The organism is Knoellia sinensis KCTC 19936 (assembly GCF_000768705.1).
Lineage (GTDB): Bacteria > Actinomycetota > Actinomycetes > Actinomycetales > Dermatophilaceae > Knoellia > Knoellia sinensis.
Map to the genome: position 1 here is coordinate 87,594 of NZ_AVPJ01000008.1, position 14,943 is coordinate 102,536.

Here is a 14,943-nt window from a genome sequence, read left to right on the forward strand (position 1 = left end):
GATGCAACATTGCAACACCAATTGTTGCACTGTACGCTCGGTAGCCAGACGAAAGGAACGGTCAATGACGACCCAGTCCCCCGCCTCAAGAGAGACGTCAGTGGAAGGCGCGCACACGGCATACGCCGAAGAAGCCCTCGCGATCAGGCCACGCAACGTGAGCTTCGACTGGTCGAGCGTGCCCTTCCACTACGTGCCGACCGACGCCTACGCGACGCACTTCTGGAACGTCATGCACCTCGTCCTCCCCGAGGGTGAGCGTGCGATGGCCGACGTCCTCGGGCGGGCCCTCGACCAGATCGAGGACCCGCGGCTCAAGGAGGAGCTCATCGGCTTCATCGGCCAGGAGGAGACGCACGCGAGTTCGCACGAGTCGTTCCGTCACTACCTCGAGGCGCACGGCGTCGACATCCCGCGCGTCACGGGCGTCATGGCCCAGATCATGGACAAGATCTTCGGCGAGCACGACCTCACGGGCCGCGCGGCCGATGCGTGGTTCAAGGAGCGCCTCGGCCTGTATGCGGCGGCCGAGCACTTCACCGCCGTCGTCGGCGAGTGGCTCATCGACAACGCCGAGTTCGACCGCGTCGGCGTCGACCCGACGATGCTCGACCTGCTCCGCTGGCACGGCGCGGAGGAGATGGAGCACCGCAACGTCGCGTTCGACGTCTATCAATACGTCGACGGCGGCTACGCCCGGCGCGTCCGCACCGCGATCGTCGCGAGCGCCGGCCTGCTCACGCTGTGGCTGTGGGCTTCCCGCTTCCTCTATGTCAACGACCCGCGCATCGAGCGCCCGCGCCGCCCCATGCCGCTCGCCTTCATCCGGTCGGCCCGCCGCGGCCTCATCCCCGGCATCGGCTTCGTGCTGCGCGAGATCCCGCCCTACGTCCGACGCGACTTCCACCCGTCGAAGATGGGCCCGATCGACAAGGCCGTGCGCTACCTCGCCAACTCCCCCGCCGCCCGAGACGCCGCATGACCACTCCGCGCGGCGCGTCGCTCGCGGCCTCCCGCACGGTCGCCGCTGCCGCAGCCACCACACCCAGCCGAACGCTGCGGACGCTGGGACGAGCCGCCCACCAGTACCCCCGCGTGGTCACGTCCGACCGCTGGGCCGCCAAGGTCGACAGGTCCGACCCGCAGCGACGCGACGGCTACGACCTCAGCCTCGTCATCGCGGCCAAGGAGATCGTCGCCGGTGACGTCGCGGTCTTCACCTTCGCCGCACCCACCGGTGGCGTGCTCCCCGCGTGGAGTCCCGGCGCTCACGTCGACGTCCTGCTCCCCCGCCCCGACGGCTCGACCCTCATGCGGCAGTACTCGCTCAACGGCGACCCCGCCGACCGCACCCATTGGCGGATCGCGGTGCGCCGCATCGATCCTGCGGCCGGTGGTGGCGGCGGCTCGGTCGCGATGCACGCCCTCGAGGTCGGGGACCGCGTGACCCTGCGCGGACCGCGCAACGCCTTCAACTTCGTCAGCGGGACGGCCTACCGTTTCGTCGCTGGTGGCATCGGGATCACGCCCATCCTTCCGATGGTCCGCGCGGCTGCCGCTGCCGGTGCCGACTGGACCCTTGTGTATGCCGGCCGCTCCCGTTCGTCGATGCCGTTCGTCGACGAGTTGGTCGCCCTCGACTCGGCCCGGGTGACGATTCACACCGACGACGAGGAGGGCCAGCCCGACACGGCTGCGCTCCTCCAGGACCTGGGCGACGACACGGCCGTGTATCTCTGCGGGCCGTCGCCGATGATCGACGCCGCCCGCGCGCTCATCCCGCCTCGTGTGCCCGATGCGTCGCTGCGCGGGGTGTCGTTGCACACCGAGCGCTTCTCGCCGCCGCCTGTCGTCGGCGGGCGGCCGTTCTCCGTGACGTTGGCCCGCACGGGTGCAACCGTCGAGGTGGCGGCCGACGAGTCGGCGCTGGCCGCGATCCAGCGGGTCCTCCCTGACGTGCGCTACTCGTGCAAGCAGGGTTTCTGCGGGTCGTGCGAAGTGGGTGTCCTCAAGGGCTCCATCGAACACCGCGGGTCGTCGATGCGTGCCGTCGACGGCGCCGACTCGATGCTCGTGTGCGTCTCCCGCGCGGAGGGCGACGCGTTGGTCGTGGACTTGTGAGCGAGACGACGAGGAGCATTGCACCACAACGCTCCTCGACTCCGCGGCCGCTGCCCGATCACGTCCGCGTCGCCGTCATCGGCGCCGGCTTCGGTGGCCTCGGGGCAGCGATTCGGCTTCGTCAGGAGGGCCACGACGACTTCGTCGTCCTCGAGAAGGGTGACGACGTTGGCGGCACCTGGTGGTGGAACACCTATCCGGGCGCACAGTGCGACATCCCGTCGGTCCTCTACTCCTTCTCCTTCGCGCCCAAGCCGGACTGGAGTCGTCTCTACCCGCTGCAGGAGGAGCTCCAGTCCTACCTCCACGAGTGCGTCGAGCGGTTCGGAGTCGGGGACCACCTCCACCTCCGCACCGAGATGCTCGACGCGGCGTGGGACGAGAACTCACAGGTCTGGCGCATCGAGACGAGCCGCGGGTCCCTCACGGCGTCGGTTCTGGTCGCCGCCACCGGACCCTTCTCCGAGGCGTCCATTCCGGACCTGCCGGGGATCGACACTTTCCAGGGCGAGGCCTTCCACTCCATGCACTGGCGGCACGACCTCGACCTCGAAGGGAAGCGGATCGGCGTCATCGGCACGGGGGCCTCTGCGGTCCAGTTCATCCCCCAACTGCAGCCGCTGGCTGATCGACTCACCGTGTTCCAGCGGACTGCGACGTGGATCCTCCCTCACCCGGACCGTCCCGTACCGCCGCGAGCGCAGCGCCTCTTCGCCCGGTGGGGCGCTCCGCAGCGCGCCATGCGCCTCGGGTGGGAGCTGGTCCAGGAGGCGATGGTCCCGGGCTTCGTGTGGTGGCCGCCGTTGCAGAAGGGCCTCGAGCTGACCGCTCGCTGGCACCTGCGCCGACAGGTCGCCGACCGAGACCTGCGCGCACAGCTTCGTCCCGGATACGCCGTCGGGTGCAAGCGACCGACCTTCTCCAACTCGTACTACCCCGCATTGGCGTCCGAGAACGTCACCGTCACCGGCTCGGGGATCGACCGGGTCACGACCCACGGCATCGTCACGGCCGACGGCACCTTGCACGAGCTCGACGTCATCGTCTATGGCACCGGCTTCCGGATCACGGGCAACTCGGGCTTCGCCCGCCTGCGCGGTCGTGACGGTCGGACTCTCGCGGAGCATTGGGCGGGCGGTGAGCCCCGCACCGATCTCGGCACGGCGGTCACCGGCTTCCCCAACATGCTCATGCTCCTCGGCCCGAACTCGGTGACCTACACCTCTCAGGTCGTCACCATCGAGGCCCAGGTCGAGTACCTCCTCGAGACCCTGCGCGTCCTCGACCAGCACGACCTCGCCAGCCTCGAGGTGACGACGAGCGCGCAGGCGTCCTTCGTCGAGTGGATCTCGCGCGGCTTGGCGCGCTCGGTGTGGAACACCGGCGGGTGCGCCAGCTACTACCTCAGCCCGACCGGCTTCAACTTCACGTTCTGGCCGGGCTTCGCCCGCGGCTTCAAGCGCCGGATGCAGCGCGTCGAGCTGGCCGACCACGCCGTCGTCGAGGCGCGTGCCGTTCCCGGCGCCCTGAGCCCCACTGCAACCCGCGCGACCGTCGAAAGGCTGGCCCACCGATGAGCCGTCACACCCTGGCCGATCGCCACGCCCTCGTCACGGGCGCTGGCCGTGGCATCGGCGCGGCTGTCGCGACCGAACTCGTGCGCCGCGGCGCCCAGGTCGCCGTGGTCGACCGGGATCCCGACGCGGTGGCCGACACCGTCGCGGCGCTCGGCCCCCACGCCACAGGACTCGTCGCCGACGTGCGCGACCGGGACGCCATGGCCGAGGCCGTGACCGAGGCGCAGCGTCGACTCGGCGGACTCGACACCGTGATCGCCAACGCCGGCATCACGCCGCCACCGGCGAGCGTGCGGACCATCGACCCCGACGACTTCCAGCGGGTGCTCGACGTCAACATCACCGGCGTCTTCAACACCGTCCGTCCGGCGCTCGACAGCGTCATCGCCAGCGGCGGGCACGTGCACCTGGTCGCGTCGGCGGCTTCGTTCGCGCCCGGCGTCGGTGGCGCGGCCTACATGATGAGCAAGGCCGCGGTGGAACAGTTCGGCCGAGCCCTGCGCCTCGAGCTCGCAGGTCAGGGCGCCACCGTTGGCACGACCTACTTCGGCGTCGTCGACACCGACATGGCGCGCGAGACGCTCGTCGACAACCCCCTCGGCCCGCGCATCAACGGACTGCTCAAGTGGCCGCTCAGCCAGCAGATCACGGCCGAACACGCGGCCCGAGTCCTTGTCGATGCCGTGGCCCGCCGGAAGCCTCGATCCATCACCCCCTGGGGATGGGCGCCCTATGCGGCCCTGCGCGGTCTGGTGAACCCGGTCATCGACGCGTCCCTCAGCCGGTCCAGGACCATCCACGAACTCCTCCGTGACGTCGAGCAGCAAAACGTCGAGCTCAACGCGTCCCGCCGATCCGCGCAACCGGATCCGCGATGACACACCCGCAGCCGAGCCGTCGGGCCCGCGCGCTCTATCGGGCCGCACCACGCGTGCTGCGGCCGACGCTACAGCGGACTCGGCCCTCCGGAGTCCCCCTCGCAGTGCTGCGCGGCGCGTTCGACGGCCTGGGCCGGGTCCTCACCTCGCCGCACGTGGGAGCCGAACCCGGCACGGGGTACGAGCCCGTCGACACCTTCGGCCCCGAGGGTGAGACCGTCCGTGGCGAATGGGTCGTCGCTCCCTCGGCCCAAGACCGTGACCCCCGCGACGGCGTCATCGTCTGGTTCCACGGTGGCGGCTACCTCCTCTCCTCACCCGGCAACGCACGCGCGGTGACGTCGACGCTCAGCCAGCTGGCCGGCATACCCGTGTTCGCGGTGGACTATCGCCGAGCACCGGAGAACCCCTACCCGGCAGCGTTCGACGACGCCCTCGCGGTGAGCCGCTGGATGGGCCGGGCGGGTGTCGCGATGGATCGCGTTGTCCTTGCGGGCGATTCGGCTGGTGCGCACCTCGCGCTGTCACTCGCCATCCACCTCGCGGCCCGCGGCGAGGAGACCCCCGCCGCCCTTGCGCTGCACTCTCCCGTGCTTGATCCGCTGGGGTCGCCCGCTGATTCCCGTATGCCGTCCGCCCGCCCGCCGCTCTTGGCCCAGGACCCGCTCATGCCACCGGAGTTCGCGCGTCGAGCAGCGATCTCGTTCCTCGACGGCATCGCGGCCGACGACCCACGAATCGCCGTGCTGAACGCTCCGGACGACGTGATCGCCGCCCTTCCGCCCGTCCTGACGATGGTGGGCGAGACCGAACTGTTCCGCACGGACGCTGAACGTCTCCGCGACCGCTTGACCGACGCCCAGGTCGCCAACGACCTGCACGTCGTGCCAGGGGTCGTGCACAGCTGGATCACCTACGGGCGGGCCATGCCGGAGAGCCTTCACGCCATCGAGGTGACGGTTGCCTTCACCCGGACCCATCTCGGACGTCCGCACGTCGATGGCCCGGACGCGCTGGGCGCCGGCGCCACCCGCTCGACCTCCCCCACTCCACGCACCCTGACTCCCCGATCGGAGACCTACGTGAGCCGCTGGCACAACCTTGAGCCCGTCGACGACGAGTTCCTCCTGTCCGCCCCCGTGAGGATCGTCCACACCCTCGACACCAACGCTTCCGTCGACGAGTTGTGGGCGGCGCTCGAGGCCGACGACGCGATCGTCTCGTGGAGCCCCGTCGTGACCGGCTCGGACTGGCCTCGGCCCCACGGCATCGGGTCCGTGCGCACGGTGACGATCGGCGGCATCGCCACCGTCCGCGAGCGCTTCTACCGGTGGGACGAGAAGGAGCGCATGACCTTCGGCGTCGCCCAGACGAGCGTGCCTGGGATTCGGCGCATGGGTGAGGACTACGTCGTCACCGAGACCGCCAGCGGCTCGCGCCTGGTGTGGACGGTGGCGATCGAGCCGTCGCGGCTTCCCGGTCCGGCCACGGGTCTCGTCGTCGCTGGTCTGCGCACAGCCGTGGGGCAGCTCGCCGCCGGCCTCGAGCGCCGACTGCGCGCCTCAGAGCGAGCGTTCTAACTGTCGGCTTCGCTCCAAGTGTCGGGGATCGTGTGCGTCAGCAGGGAGCGACTTTGAGACGAACTCCGGCCGATTCGCTGGATTCTGAGACGCGCTCAACGGAGGAGTCTGGGCCCAGCCGTCCTGCCCAGTCCGTCTGAGGCGAGTGGGCAATTCCGCCCAGACAACGCTCCGGGGGGCCAGGGCAGTCTCACGCACATGCCGATGTCCGCTCGTTCCCCCAGGGCGAAAGGTCCGCTGCGATACTGCGCAGGTGATGGAGCAACCAGAGGATCAATTTCTCAATCGCCACCCTGAATACGCCGTCGCCCTGATGTGTCTTATGGCCCTGGCGTTCGGTTTCTTGCTCGTCAGGACGGTCCACTGGCGCAGAGACCGCGAGGCTTACGTTAAGCAGGCCGGACGGCTGCAGGCGATGAGCATTTATCATCCATCCCAGGCATACGCCCGTGGGTTGGTAGCGCTGGGATGGCCGATCTACGTCGGCTTCCTCCTGATTTTCGGGCTTGGGCTGTGGGACAACCTGTTTCACAGGAGCTTCGACGGGGCAGGCTGGATTCTGGTCGCGTCAATTGTCTCCATCTGGGCGGGCCTGATCCTCCCGTACTTCTACTGGCCACGAGTGGCCATGCCGCCCCACGCACGAGGAGACATGTCGCCGTTCCAGGTTCGCAGATTGCGTCGTCAGAGGAAACGCGGGCACTGAGAACAGGCTCCGGCACACGGCTCTCGGGCAGCGGATCGGACGACGATGCGTCCTAAATTGCTGCTCTCAGCGCGCGTCAGTTTGTAGTGCGGCGGCTGCAGCCTCGAGCGTTGAACCGCCGTGTCTCTGCGTTTCCAGCGAGCCAGCGACCACCTCCGCCACGCACTCCTTTAACGGCGCGATGTAGTGGTCGAGGAAGTCAAAGCGTCGCTGGTCGTGTGATGGATGGACAGAGTTCTGAACGGTCAACGCACGAATGCGGGAGCTCCTCTCAACCAAGCCGAGCCATCGGACATCGCTCAGGCCGGAGTGCCAAAGCGGGTGGCCACTAATCGATTCGTCATTAGGCGCGGTTAGGGCGGCAAACTCGACGCGTCGCCAGAAGAGGACGAGCGGGCGCTGGTCGGCGTCGTCGGGGTGAGCGCGCACAGCGAGCGTCGTTCGACCCGAGTCATCACTCACCATCACCGCCTCCGGGACGTTGGGTTCCCACTGGACTCGGATGCCGCTCTCAACCACACGCTCGCCCATGCTGATGAATCTAGCCAGAGCGTCGCCGATCCGCCCTCTTCTGCCGCGATGGGCGCGCTCCTACTCGATCAGCGATCCCAGAGAAAGCCGCTGTCCGGAACGAGACCGCTTCGGATGAAGGTGATCAGTTCGTCCACCGCGACGTCGAGATCCTCGACTTCGCAGCGCGTAGACCTTCTCCATTCGACGATCGTCTGCCAGCCGAATGACTCCACCGTCCGCCTCGCCGCTCACCCAGACAACAAGGTCGCCGATATGGGTCGGGCTCTCGAAGGTGATGTGCGACGCCGGCTTCGGGGTCTGCGTCGCTTCCGAAGGCTCGCCGCACACGACCCCGAGGTCCGCCCAGTCAGGAGCTCGGGCAGCGAACGCAGGCCCAAGCTGCGCGAGGTCGTAAGCGGTCACGGGTCCAGTGTCACCGAATCCGTGCTGTCATGCCGCACCTCGCGCGTGATGACGGGTCGGACTAGCCTCGATCTGTGTCCGCCAAGTCCGACCGTCAAGTTGCGCGCGAGGTCGTCGGGGCCTATCACGAGGGCCAGTTGGCTGCGTTGGTGGATCGAGTGGGCGGCGCGATAGACGACTTCCGGGAAGGCCAGCTGGATGCCTTCGGGGTCGACCATCTTCTGTTCCAGTACTCTCGCGCGGCGAAGGAACTGTGGAAGTTCTGCAACCTCGGCACTCCAGAGATCAGAGCCAGGATCATCCGGGATCAGCCAGCCGTGGATTGGTGGGAACGCGGAGTTCCAAGGAGACGTTGACGCCCAGCGCGAACGGCCTCGAATCGGCCCGCTCATGATCGCAGATCGCGGATGCCGATTTGCGGGTCAGCGGACAGAGGTCGCGCTCCTCGGCCGGACTAGAGTCCCGGCATGCCCCTGACGCTCGACAACATCGAAGGGGAGTTTCTCAGGAGATTCCCAGATGTGGCCGCCGCCGTCCGAGAGGACGCTGGCATGGACCCAGCCGGCCGGGTGGACTGGGTGCTTCGCCACTACGTCATGCCCAATGCCATCGACAACCGCGATGCGCTACGCGAGGTCTTCGATTGGATCGAGCGATTGATGCAGTCCCAGGACCCCCTCGTGGAGTACTGGCGGGACGTGCGCCTCCTTGGCCGCACCCTTGCTTCGCCGGAGTGGACAGCGATCGCTGAGGCATATGAGGGCCCGTTGCTGGCAGGTCACTGGGGACGCTAGGCGCGGCGATCCAGTCGCACGCATCTGCCGCTGATCGGGTGAGATGCCATCGTGCAACTATTGCGCGGTGAGCGATGGGTCCCTGAGCGTCTATCGGAGATCGGACGGCTACTACCTGGTCGCCTCGGCGCAGACCACCGCGGGAGTCTGGCTGGACGTCGCTGAGCCGCCGGGGCTGCTGAGCAGGGCTGCCGATGCGGCGCAACTGGGAGGTGAGGTGTTGGATCGCCTGACCCAGCGCCGGCCGACCGTCCTCCACCCGCGGCCTGAGGAATGGGCAGAGGTGACCCGAGGCGGCGTCACCCCGGTCGTGACGGCAGCCAAGGTTCGCAGCTGGCGAGCGTTCGTCACGACGGCCACGCTGGTCGTTGTGGACCGGGCCAACCAGACGTTTTCGGTCTCCCCGATGAAGGCGCTGCCCAAGCCGCGGGGGGCGTTTGAGCCGGTCCTCGACAACGAGACAAAATTGCGGTCTCCCTCGGCGGAGAGCCTTGGAGGTGCGATCCTCCAGGCATTCGATGCGGTCGAGCACACGCACAAGTAGCGTCCGCATCTGCCGCTGATTGAGTGGTTCGATCACCCTGCCGCTAGTCGAGATTCCGGTAGCGCCACCAGCCGGCTCCTTCCGGCGCGAAAGGGGATGGCGTGGTTGCCTGCCGGAACCTCTCATCCAGCGCCTGAACGCGCTTGGAGATGCGCGCGCCGCGCCTCCCTCCGCGAAGGATCAGGGCCTCGAGTTGATCGCGCGCGTCGAGCCCGTCCTCACCGTCGCATTGTGGGCAGCCCGTGACGTGTGCGGCGATTCCCGCCTCAGCACGCCTGACGATGCGTTCCCAGTCGCGCAGAAGGCCCGCGGTCCAGAGTCCGTTGGTGTTCCTGGCGGCACGGGGTCGGCTAGGTACGCCGCGTGAATCAGATCGAGTCATGTCGAGCGCCGTATCGTGGCGCGATCCCGGTGAGGTTCGAACAGGTTAGATCCGCTCAGACGGGAGCGCTACGCCAAACGCCCGCATCTGCCGCGATCCGTTCCTTTGCCGATGAGCGGGCGAGCCAGCCCTCACCTCTCGGGGCAGAACCGAAGAGCGACCCTTACACGGTCGCCCACCTGCATCCGCTCCACGAGGGCGAGCATCTCTGCCCGCTCGTCGGGGGCGAGCGGCTGCTCGTCCTCGCTCAGCACGTCCGCCATCTGTTCGAGGGCGAGCCCGAGTTCGTTTGCGTCGATGGACTCGGCGATCAGAGTGATGTCTTTCCCCGGGAGCCGATCGTCCAGGCGGACGAGAAGGCCGTGCAGTTGCCCGGCGATCTCCTCGTAGTACGCACGATCCACCCGGTGATAGTGCCAGACCAAACGACTCACAGGCCGCGTTCCGCGTGGTCATGGCGATGAGCCGTCGCGGCTCCACCTGAGCGCGACATGGCTTCGCACGGTGTCACGCATTTCCTGCTCGACCGCAGCGCGTGCCTGTGGTGTGGTCTCGTGATCCCTCCGGTCCAGCATCGTGACCAGTGCCCGGTCCAACGGCCCTTGGTCGTTCCACGTCGGGATCTGAACGTAGAAGAGTCCCTCGAAGTTGTGGAGGGGCAGGCCCAGATAGCCGAAGGCCCGCAGGAGGACCTGATACTCGTTCTGCTCGTCATCGGGTTGTGGCACGTCGATGCCGTGCTCTGCGAGCATCTCGCGGACGGGCTGCTCAGCATCGCTGACCCAGGAATCACGGGCCAGCGTGGCGACCGCGACCGTACCTGCTCCTTCCACACCTGAGGCCACCATGTCCTCGGCGAGCCCCACGGCCATGTCCACGTCCAGCCCCGTCGGCAGAATGAAGTCAACCGCCACTCGGTGGAGGCGATCCTCGAAGGCGGTGGTCGCGTTGGCGCTCACAGCGGGATCCTGTCATCCGAACGCACTCATTAGCCTCGATCCGCATCGTGCCGATGAGAGCGCGCTCCCAGCGTGCTGACTACTCTTCGCAGACATGACGGCGACTCAGTGCCCACGGTGCGGTCAGGGCTCAGTCCAGCGGCACGTCTTCAAGGCAACAGGGAAATACATCCGGGTCTGTGACGAGTGTGAGGCTGTCTGGCCCGACGATGGAGTCCTCGATCCACATGGCTTCGAGGACTTCGAAGCGTTCGCGAGCCAGCGAGGCGGCGCTGGAAGGTGGGACGAGTTGTCCCCGGCCAAGCACTGACCCAACGTCCGATCATGCCGCGTTGAGCGTTCAGTTCGCCGATCGTGGAGTGCGTCGACCGCGCAGCCCTGGTGGGCCGTGGCCTCGGCCGGGCGCTGGTCGACGACCTGGTGGGCTGTCCGCGCCCGCTGGGACGGCTGGCCATCCGGCGTGCGTCGTGGCTCGGCCGCGGCGTCTGGCAGACGGCCTGTTCCACAGCCGTTGCTGACCGTGCCTGAACCCGCGAGGAGCTCGGCGGCTCGACGAGCGCGATGGCACATCGAAGTTCTGGTCGAGCGCGAGATCCTGGTGCCGCACGGCCAGAAGCGCGCAACGCGACCCACCGGGCACTGGGACGTGTGATGCGTGTGCTGGACCGGGCCTGACGGCGGTTGAGGACGTGGCTGACTATCCACGAAAAACGCAACAATCGTGCTTACGAATTGTGTTTTTGGTGTTTGGAGTGAGACACTGGTCGACATGTCGCCCATGACTGACACCCGCACCGAGCAGTTGCTCACCACCGGTGAAGCGGCCAAGCTCTTGGGTTCGTCGCGCCAGCACGTGGTCAACCTGTGCGAGTCGGGCGACCTGCCGTTCCTGACCGTCGGCAAGCACCGCCGCCTGCGCCGCGAGGATGTGGAGGAGGCGCGAGCGCGCACTACCCGCTCGAACCGCGCGGATCGGCGCAGTCGATGGCTGAACATCGCGGTCGCGGGCGAGCTCGTGCGAGACCCGGACGCCGTGCTGGAGCGCGCACGCACGAACCTCGCGCTGCTCCAGAGCCGGCACCCCCGAGGCCGTGGCGCGATGTGGCTGAGCGAGTGGGAGAAGCTGCTCAACGGCCCGATCGAGGACGTCCTCGACGTGCTCACCTCGCAGACCCCGCGGTCGCGCGAGCTACGTGCGAACTCTCCATTCGCAGGTGTGCTAAGCAGCGAGGCGCGCGAGCAGGCGCTGCTCGCGTTCCAGACCCACCGGCACTCCCGGGTCTGATGAAGCGCGATCAGCTGGCCCACATCCTGCGCGCTGCGGCTCGCATCGCCAACGACGACGAGGTCATCGTGATCGGCAGCCAGGCGATCCTGGGGTCGTTCGACGAGGACGACCTGCCCGAGCCGGCCTACTTCTTCCTCAACACGTGGGGTGTCGGCGGCATCGCCAGCTGCCAGCCCCTCGCCCACGTCATCGGTGGCCCGGCGAGCGATCCGCGTGCCGCTGCACGCCACGCCGTCGACATCGTCCTCGACGGGATGCGCACACCCCACACCACCGCCTGACTCTGGGCTGATCCAGCCCAGCATCGGTGGTTATCCTCGACCTCATGGCCAATGTCGGCTCCCTGCGTGCCCTCGTCGTCGACGACGAACTCCCCGCCCTCTCCGAAGTCCGCTACCTGCTGCACTCCGATGACCGGATCGGCGAGGTCCTGACGGCGACGAACGGCACCGAAGCCCTGCAGATGCTGGAGGACCACGACGTCGACGTCATCTTCAGCGACATCTCGATGCCGGGGCTGGATGGCATGGCCTTGGGGCGAGTGCTGGCGCGCTTCGTGGACCCGCCACAGCTGGTCTTCGTCACCGCTCACGATCAGCACGCGGTCGACGCATTCGCCCTCGACGCAACGGATTACGTCATGAAGCCCGTGCGCAGCGAGCGTCTCGCCGAAGCCGTCCGTCGCGTCGTGGCCAAGCAGGACGAGGCCGGTATGCCGTCCGCCCCCGTTGCCGAGTCCGGCTCAGCTTCCGGTGGGGGTGCCTCTTCGAACGGCGCGCCGGTCGAGGACGAGACGATCCCGGTGGAGTTGGGCGGGGTCACGCGCTTCGTCTCCCGCTCGCAGATCCGGTGGGTGGAGGCGTCGGGCGACTATGCGCGACTGCACACTGAGGGCGGCAGCCACCTGGTGCGCGTGCCCTTGGCATCGCTCGAGGAGCGTTGGGGCACAGCCGGATTCGTCCGCATCCACCGTTCCACCCTGGTCGCACTCCCACACGTCACCGAGGTCCGCATGGACCACGGGAGGTGCTCGGTCGTCATCGGTGACGTGGAGTTGCAGGTGAGCAGACGGCATACCAAGGAATTGAGGGACGTCCTCCTGAGGCGACCCGGCAGCGGAAGCTGATGGCGCCCGAGCGGTCCGGGGTGCCTGCGCGGGTGCGGGTGACGAGTTCGCGGCGTGGGGCGATGCCGGCGCGGACGCGGGCGCTGGCGACGGACATCGACGAGCAGACGGGGATCGGCGACGTCTATCTCGAGGGGCTGCGGCGGGCGCAGTTGCGGCTCGCCCTGACGGTGCTGGCGCTCATGGCTGCGGCGATCGGCGGGTTCCCGGTGCTGCTCGCGCTCATCCCGACGACACGGACGATGACCGTGGCAGGGATTCCGTTGCCGTGGCTCGTGCTCGGGGTGCTCGTCTATCCGGCGGCGTGGCTGCTCGCGCGGGGGTATGTGCGGCAGGCGGAGCGGTTCGAGGCGGAGTTCGCGGCGATCGTCGAGGCGGGGCGCGACGATGGCTGACACGTTGTCGGTGCTCGCGATCGCGCTGGTGTGCCTGACGACGGTGGTGGTCGGCGGTCTGGGGCTGCGGCTGTCGCGGCGGACGTCGGACTTCTATGTGGCCGGGCGGACGGTGTCGCCGCGGCTGAACGCGAGTGCGATCTCGGGCGAATACCTGTCTGCCGCTTCGTTTTTGGGTGTCGCCGGGCTGATCTATGGCCAGGGCGTGGACATGCTGTGGCTGCCGGTGGGCTACACGCTCGGGTATGTCGTGCTGCTCGTCATGGTGGCGGCGCCGATGCGGCGGTCGGGGGCGTATACGTTGCCCGACTTCGCCGAGGCGCGGCTCGGGTCAGTCGTGATGCGGCGGATCGCGGCGGTACTCGTCGTGGGCATCGGGTGGCTGTATCTCGTGCCGCAGTTCCAGGGTGCGGGGTTGGCGCTGGCGCTGGTGACGGGGGCGCCGCGGTGGGTGGGCGCTCTGATCGTGGCGGTCGTTGTGGCGGCGGCGGTGGGGGCCGGCGGGATGCGGTCGATCACGTTCGTGCAGGCGATGCAGTACTGGATCAAGTTGACGTGCTTGGCCGTGCCGGCATTCGTGCTGCTGGCGTTGTGGGCGCGGTCTGGGGGCGGGATGCCGGAGGTGTCGGCGTCGTGGGCGTTGCCCTTTGAGGGCGGGGGGTCGGACGAACACCCTTGGTATCGCACGGCATCGATGATGCTGGCGTTGTGTCTCGGGACGATGGGGTTGCCGCACGTGTTGGTGCGCTACTACACGAATCCGGACGGGGTGGCGGCGCGGCGGACGACGGTTTCGGTCGTGGCGCTCTTGGGGATGTTCTATCTGATTCCACCCGTGTATGCCGTCCTCGGCCGTCTGCACTTGCCGTCACTTCCCGAGGGGGTGAGTGCCGACACGCTTGTGTTGCGACTGCCCGGGTTTGTGGTGTCCGGACTGGGCGGGGATGTGTTGACGGCGATGGTCGCTGGTGGGGCTTTTGCTGCCCTGCTGTCGACGGCGTCGGGGCTGGCGATGTCGGTGACGGGCGTGCTGCACCAGGAGTTCCTGAGGCCGCGGCTGACTCGGTTGACTGGTGGGGATGCGTTCGGGTTTGGCGGGTTCCGGCTGGCTGCCGTGGCGGCCGTGGTGGTGCCGTTCTTCGTGGCCTTCTTCGTCGAGCAGGTGGGGATCGCGACGACTGTGGGGTTTGCGTTCTCGTTGGCTGCGGCGACGTTTGCGCCGCTGCTGATACTCGGGGTGTGGTGGCGGCGGTTGTCGCGGGCGGGTGCCGTGGCGGGGCTCGTGGTGGGGGCTGTGGCGGCGACGTCAGCGGCGCTGACTGTGTTTGTGGCTGGGCCTTTGGAGGGGTGGCCGGGGGCGTTGCTGGCGAATCCGGCGGCGTGGTGCACACCCCTAGCCTTCGCCACGATGGTGATCGTGTCCCTGGCGACGCCGGCATCAATCCCCCGCGACACCGCGCGCCTGATGGTCCGTCTCCACACCCCCGAGCAAGTTCACCTAGCCAGATCCCGCGTCCCCGACTAGAAGTGCTTGCCTGTCGTCCGTTGGCAAACAGGCCACGGACGCGAGTGACTCTCAGCCAGTGCGCACGCAGCCCGGTTCCCGACTCACCGCACATGCACTGAGCCCCTGTCGGCGATCGTGACTAGGCTCCCG

General features: G+C 68.1%; 18 protein-coding genes. 15 read left to right on the plus strand and 3 right to left on the minus strand.

All coding sequences use genetic code 11. The annotated features are described in order from the left end of the window. The first annotated feature begins 64 nt into the window (after nt 1-64). From N802_RS11775 to N802_RS11805, 6 genes are all read left to right on the plus strand, one after another. Nucleotides 65-982 carry a metal-dependent hydrolase gene (locus N802_RS11775; protein WP_052109869.1) on the plus strand — a complete coding sequence of 306 codons (918 nt, stop codon included), beginning with the start codon at nt 65-67 and terminating at the stop codon, nt 980-982. Beyond that, entirely contained in the window at nt 979-2,121 is a 1,143-nt protein-coding gene (locus N802_RS11780) for a PDR/VanB family oxidoreductase (protein WP_035916426.1), read from the plus strand. Before N802_RS11775 ends, N802_RS11780 begins: the two co-directional genes overlap by 4 nt. Beyond that, nucleotides 2,118-3,698, plus strand: coding sequence for a flavin-containing monooxygenase (locus N802_RS11785; protein ID WP_211254397.1), 1,581 nt, complete (start codon nt 2,118-2,120; stop codon nt 3,696-3,698). Before N802_RS11780 ends, N802_RS11785 begins: the two co-directional genes overlap by 4 nt. Beyond that, a complete protein-coding gene (locus N802_RS11790; protein WP_035916429.1) occupies nt 3,695-4,576 on the plus strand; it encodes a short-chain dehydrogenase/reductase in 882 nt (293 codons plus the stop codon). Before N802_RS11785 ends, N802_RS11790 begins: the two co-directional genes overlap by 4 nt. Further along, on the plus strand, nt 4,573-6,156 hold the full coding sequence (locus N802_RS19925; protein ID WP_084072164.1) for an alpha/beta hydrolase fold domain-containing protein: 1,584 nt from the start codon (nt 4,573-4,575) through the stop codon (nt 6,154-6,156). Before N802_RS11790 ends, N802_RS19925 begins: the two co-directional genes overlap by 4 nt. Before the next feature lie 253 nt (nt 6,157-6,409). Beyond that, nucleotides 6,410-6,862 carry a hypothetical protein gene (locus N802_RS11805; protein WP_035916432.1) on the plus strand — a complete coding sequence of 151 codons (453 nt, stop codon included), beginning with the start codon at nt 6,410-6,412 and terminating at the stop codon, nt 6,860-6,862. A 66-nt stretch (nt 6,863-6,928) separates the two neighbouring features. Here N802_RS11805 and N802_RS11810 read toward each other — a convergent pair whose 3' ends face one another. Continuing rightward, nucleotides 6,929-7,393, minus strand: coding sequence for a hypothetical protein (locus tag N802_RS11810; protein ID WP_035916434.1), 465 nt, complete (start codon nt 7,391-7,393; stop codon nt 6,929-6,931). A gap of 479 nt (nt 7,394-7,872) precedes the next feature. Here N802_RS11810 and N802_RS19930 point away from each other — a divergent pair, with 479 nt between their 5' ends. From N802_RS19930 to N802_RS11825, 3 genes are all read left to right on the plus strand, one after another. Beyond that, nucleotides 7,873-8,154, plus strand: coding sequence for a hypothetical protein (locus N802_RS19930; RefSeq protein ID WP_084072165.1), 282 nt, complete (start codon nt 7,873-7,875; stop codon nt 8,152-8,154). Between the two features lie 111 nt (nt 8,155-8,265). Continuing rightward, the gene (locus N802_RS11820) at nt 8,266-8,592 is read left to right on the plus strand and encodes a hypothetical protein (protein ID WP_035916436.1); all 327 of its coding nucleotides are present in this window, start codon (nt 8,266-8,268) and stop codon (nt 8,590-8,592) included. Between the two features lie 67 nt (nt 8,593-8,659). Next, nucleotides 8,660-9,136 (plus strand): hypothetical protein, encoded by a 477-nt coding sequence (locus tag N802_RS11825; protein WP_035916438.1) that lies wholly within the window; start codon nt 8,660-8,662, stop codon nt 9,134-9,136. A 513-nt stretch (nt 9,137-9,649) separates the two neighbouring features. Here the strand turns inward: N802_RS11825 and N802_RS11830 are convergent. Both N802_RS11830 and N802_RS11835 read right to left on the minus strand, forming a co-directional pair. Next, nucleotides 9,650-9,922, minus strand: coding sequence for a MafI family immunity protein (locus N802_RS11830; protein WP_169743428.1), 273 nt, complete (start codon nt 9,920-9,922; stop codon nt 9,650-9,652). Between the two features lie 48 nt (nt 9,923-9,970). Next, the gene (locus N802_RS11835) at nt 9,971-10,477 is read right to left on the minus strand and encodes a hypothetical protein (RefSeq protein WP_035916443.1); all 507 of its coding nucleotides are present in this window, start codon (nt 10,475-10,477) and stop codon (nt 9,971-9,973) included. 94 nt (nt 10,478-10,571) lie between these two features. Here N802_RS11835 and N802_RS20230 point away from each other — a divergent pair, with 94 nt between their 5' ends. From N802_RS20230 to N802_RS11860, 6 genes are all read left to right on the plus strand, one after another. Then, nucleotides 10,572-10,787 carry a TFIIB-type zinc ribbon-containing protein gene (locus N802_RS20230; protein ID WP_156971380.1) on the plus strand — a complete coding sequence of 72 codons (216 nt, stop codon included), beginning with the start codon at nt 10,572-10,574 and terminating at the stop codon, nt 10,785-10,787. Nucleotides 10,788-11,246: 459 nt separating this feature from the next. After that, nucleotides 11,247-11,762: a helix-turn-helix domain-containing protein gene (locus N802_RS11840; protein WP_035916445.1), complete on the plus strand. Its 516-nt coding sequence runs from the start codon at nt 11,247-11,249 to the stop codon at nt 11,760-11,762. Beyond that, nucleotides 11,762-12,046, plus strand: a complete 285-nt coding sequence (locus N802_RS11845) for a hypothetical protein (protein WP_035916447.1) — start codon at nt 11,762-11,764, stop codon at nt 12,044-12,046. The genes N802_RS11840 and N802_RS11845 overlap by 1 nt, the downstream gene beginning before the upstream one ends. A 44-nt stretch (nt 12,047-12,090) precedes the next feature. Beyond that, nucleotides 12,091-12,891 carry a LytR/AlgR family response regulator transcription factor gene (locus tag N802_RS11850; protein WP_035916448.1) on the plus strand — a complete coding sequence of 267 codons (801 nt, stop codon included), beginning with the start codon at nt 12,091-12,093 and terminating at the stop codon, nt 12,889-12,891. Beyond that, nucleotides 12,891-13,286 (plus strand): DUF485 domain-containing protein, encoded by a 396-nt coding sequence (locus N802_RS11855; protein WP_035916450.1) that lies wholly within the window; start codon nt 12,891-12,893, stop codon nt 13,284-13,286. Before N802_RS11850 ends, N802_RS11855 begins: the two co-directional genes overlap by 1 nt. Next, nucleotides 13,279-14,811 carry a sodium/solute symporter gene (locus tag N802_RS11860; protein WP_035916452.1) on the plus strand — a complete coding sequence of 511 codons (1,533 nt, stop codon included), beginning with the start codon at nt 13,279-13,281 and terminating at the stop codon, nt 14,809-14,811. The genes N802_RS11855 and N802_RS11860 overlap by 8 nt, the downstream gene beginning before the upstream one ends. Nucleotides 14,812-14,943 lie beyond the last annotated feature (132 nt).

Bases quoted from the DNA above. Each gene is read 5' to 3' on its own strand.
- N802_RS11850 (WP_035916448.1), top strand. From the start codon at position 12,091: ATGGCCAATGTCGGCTCCCTGCGTGCCCTCGTCGTCGACGACGAACTC.
- N802_RS11840 (WP_035916445.1), top strand. From the start codon at position 11,247: ATGTCGCCCATGACTGACACCCGCACCGAGCAGTTGCTCACCACCGGT.
- N802_RS11810 (WP_035916434.1), bottom strand. From the start codon at position 7,393: ATGGGCGAGCGTGTGGTTGAGAGCGGCATCCGAGTCCAGTGGGAACCC.
- N802_RS20230 (WP_156971380.1), top strand. From the start codon at position 10,572: ATGACGGCGACTCAGTGCCCACGGTGCGGTCAGGGCTCAGTCCAGCGG.
- N802_RS19925 (WP_084072164.1), top strand. From the start codon at position 4,573: ATGACACACCCGCAGCCGAGCCGTCGGGCCCGCGCGCTCTATCGGGCC.
- N802_RS11780 (WP_035916426.1), top strand. From the start codon at position 979: ATGACCACTCCGCGCGGCGCGTCGCTCGCGGCCTCCCGCACGGTCGCC.
- N802_RS11860 (WP_035916452.1), top strand. From the start codon at position 13,279: ATGGCTGACACGTTGTCGGTGCTCGCGATCGCGCTGGTGTGCCTGACG.
- N802_RS11775 (WP_052109869.1), top strand. From the start codon at position 65: ATGACGACCCAGTCCCCCGCCTCAAGAGAGACGTCAGTGGAAGGCGCG.
- N802_RS11790 (WP_035916429.1), top strand. From the start codon at position 3,695: ATGAGCCGTCACACCCTGGCCGATCGCCACGCCCTCGTCACGGGCGCT.
- N802_RS11820 (WP_035916436.1), top strand. From the start codon at position 8,266: ATGCCCCTGACGCTCGACAACATCGAAGGGGAGTTTCTCAGGAGATTC.
- N802_RS11845 (WP_035916447.1), top strand. From the start codon at position 11,762: ATGAAGCGCGATCAGCTGGCCCACATCCTGCGCGCTGCGGCTCGCATC.
- N802_RS11855 (WP_035916450.1), top strand. From the start codon at position 12,891: ATGGCGCCCGAGCGGTCCGGGGTGCCTGCGCGGGTGCGGGTGACGAGT.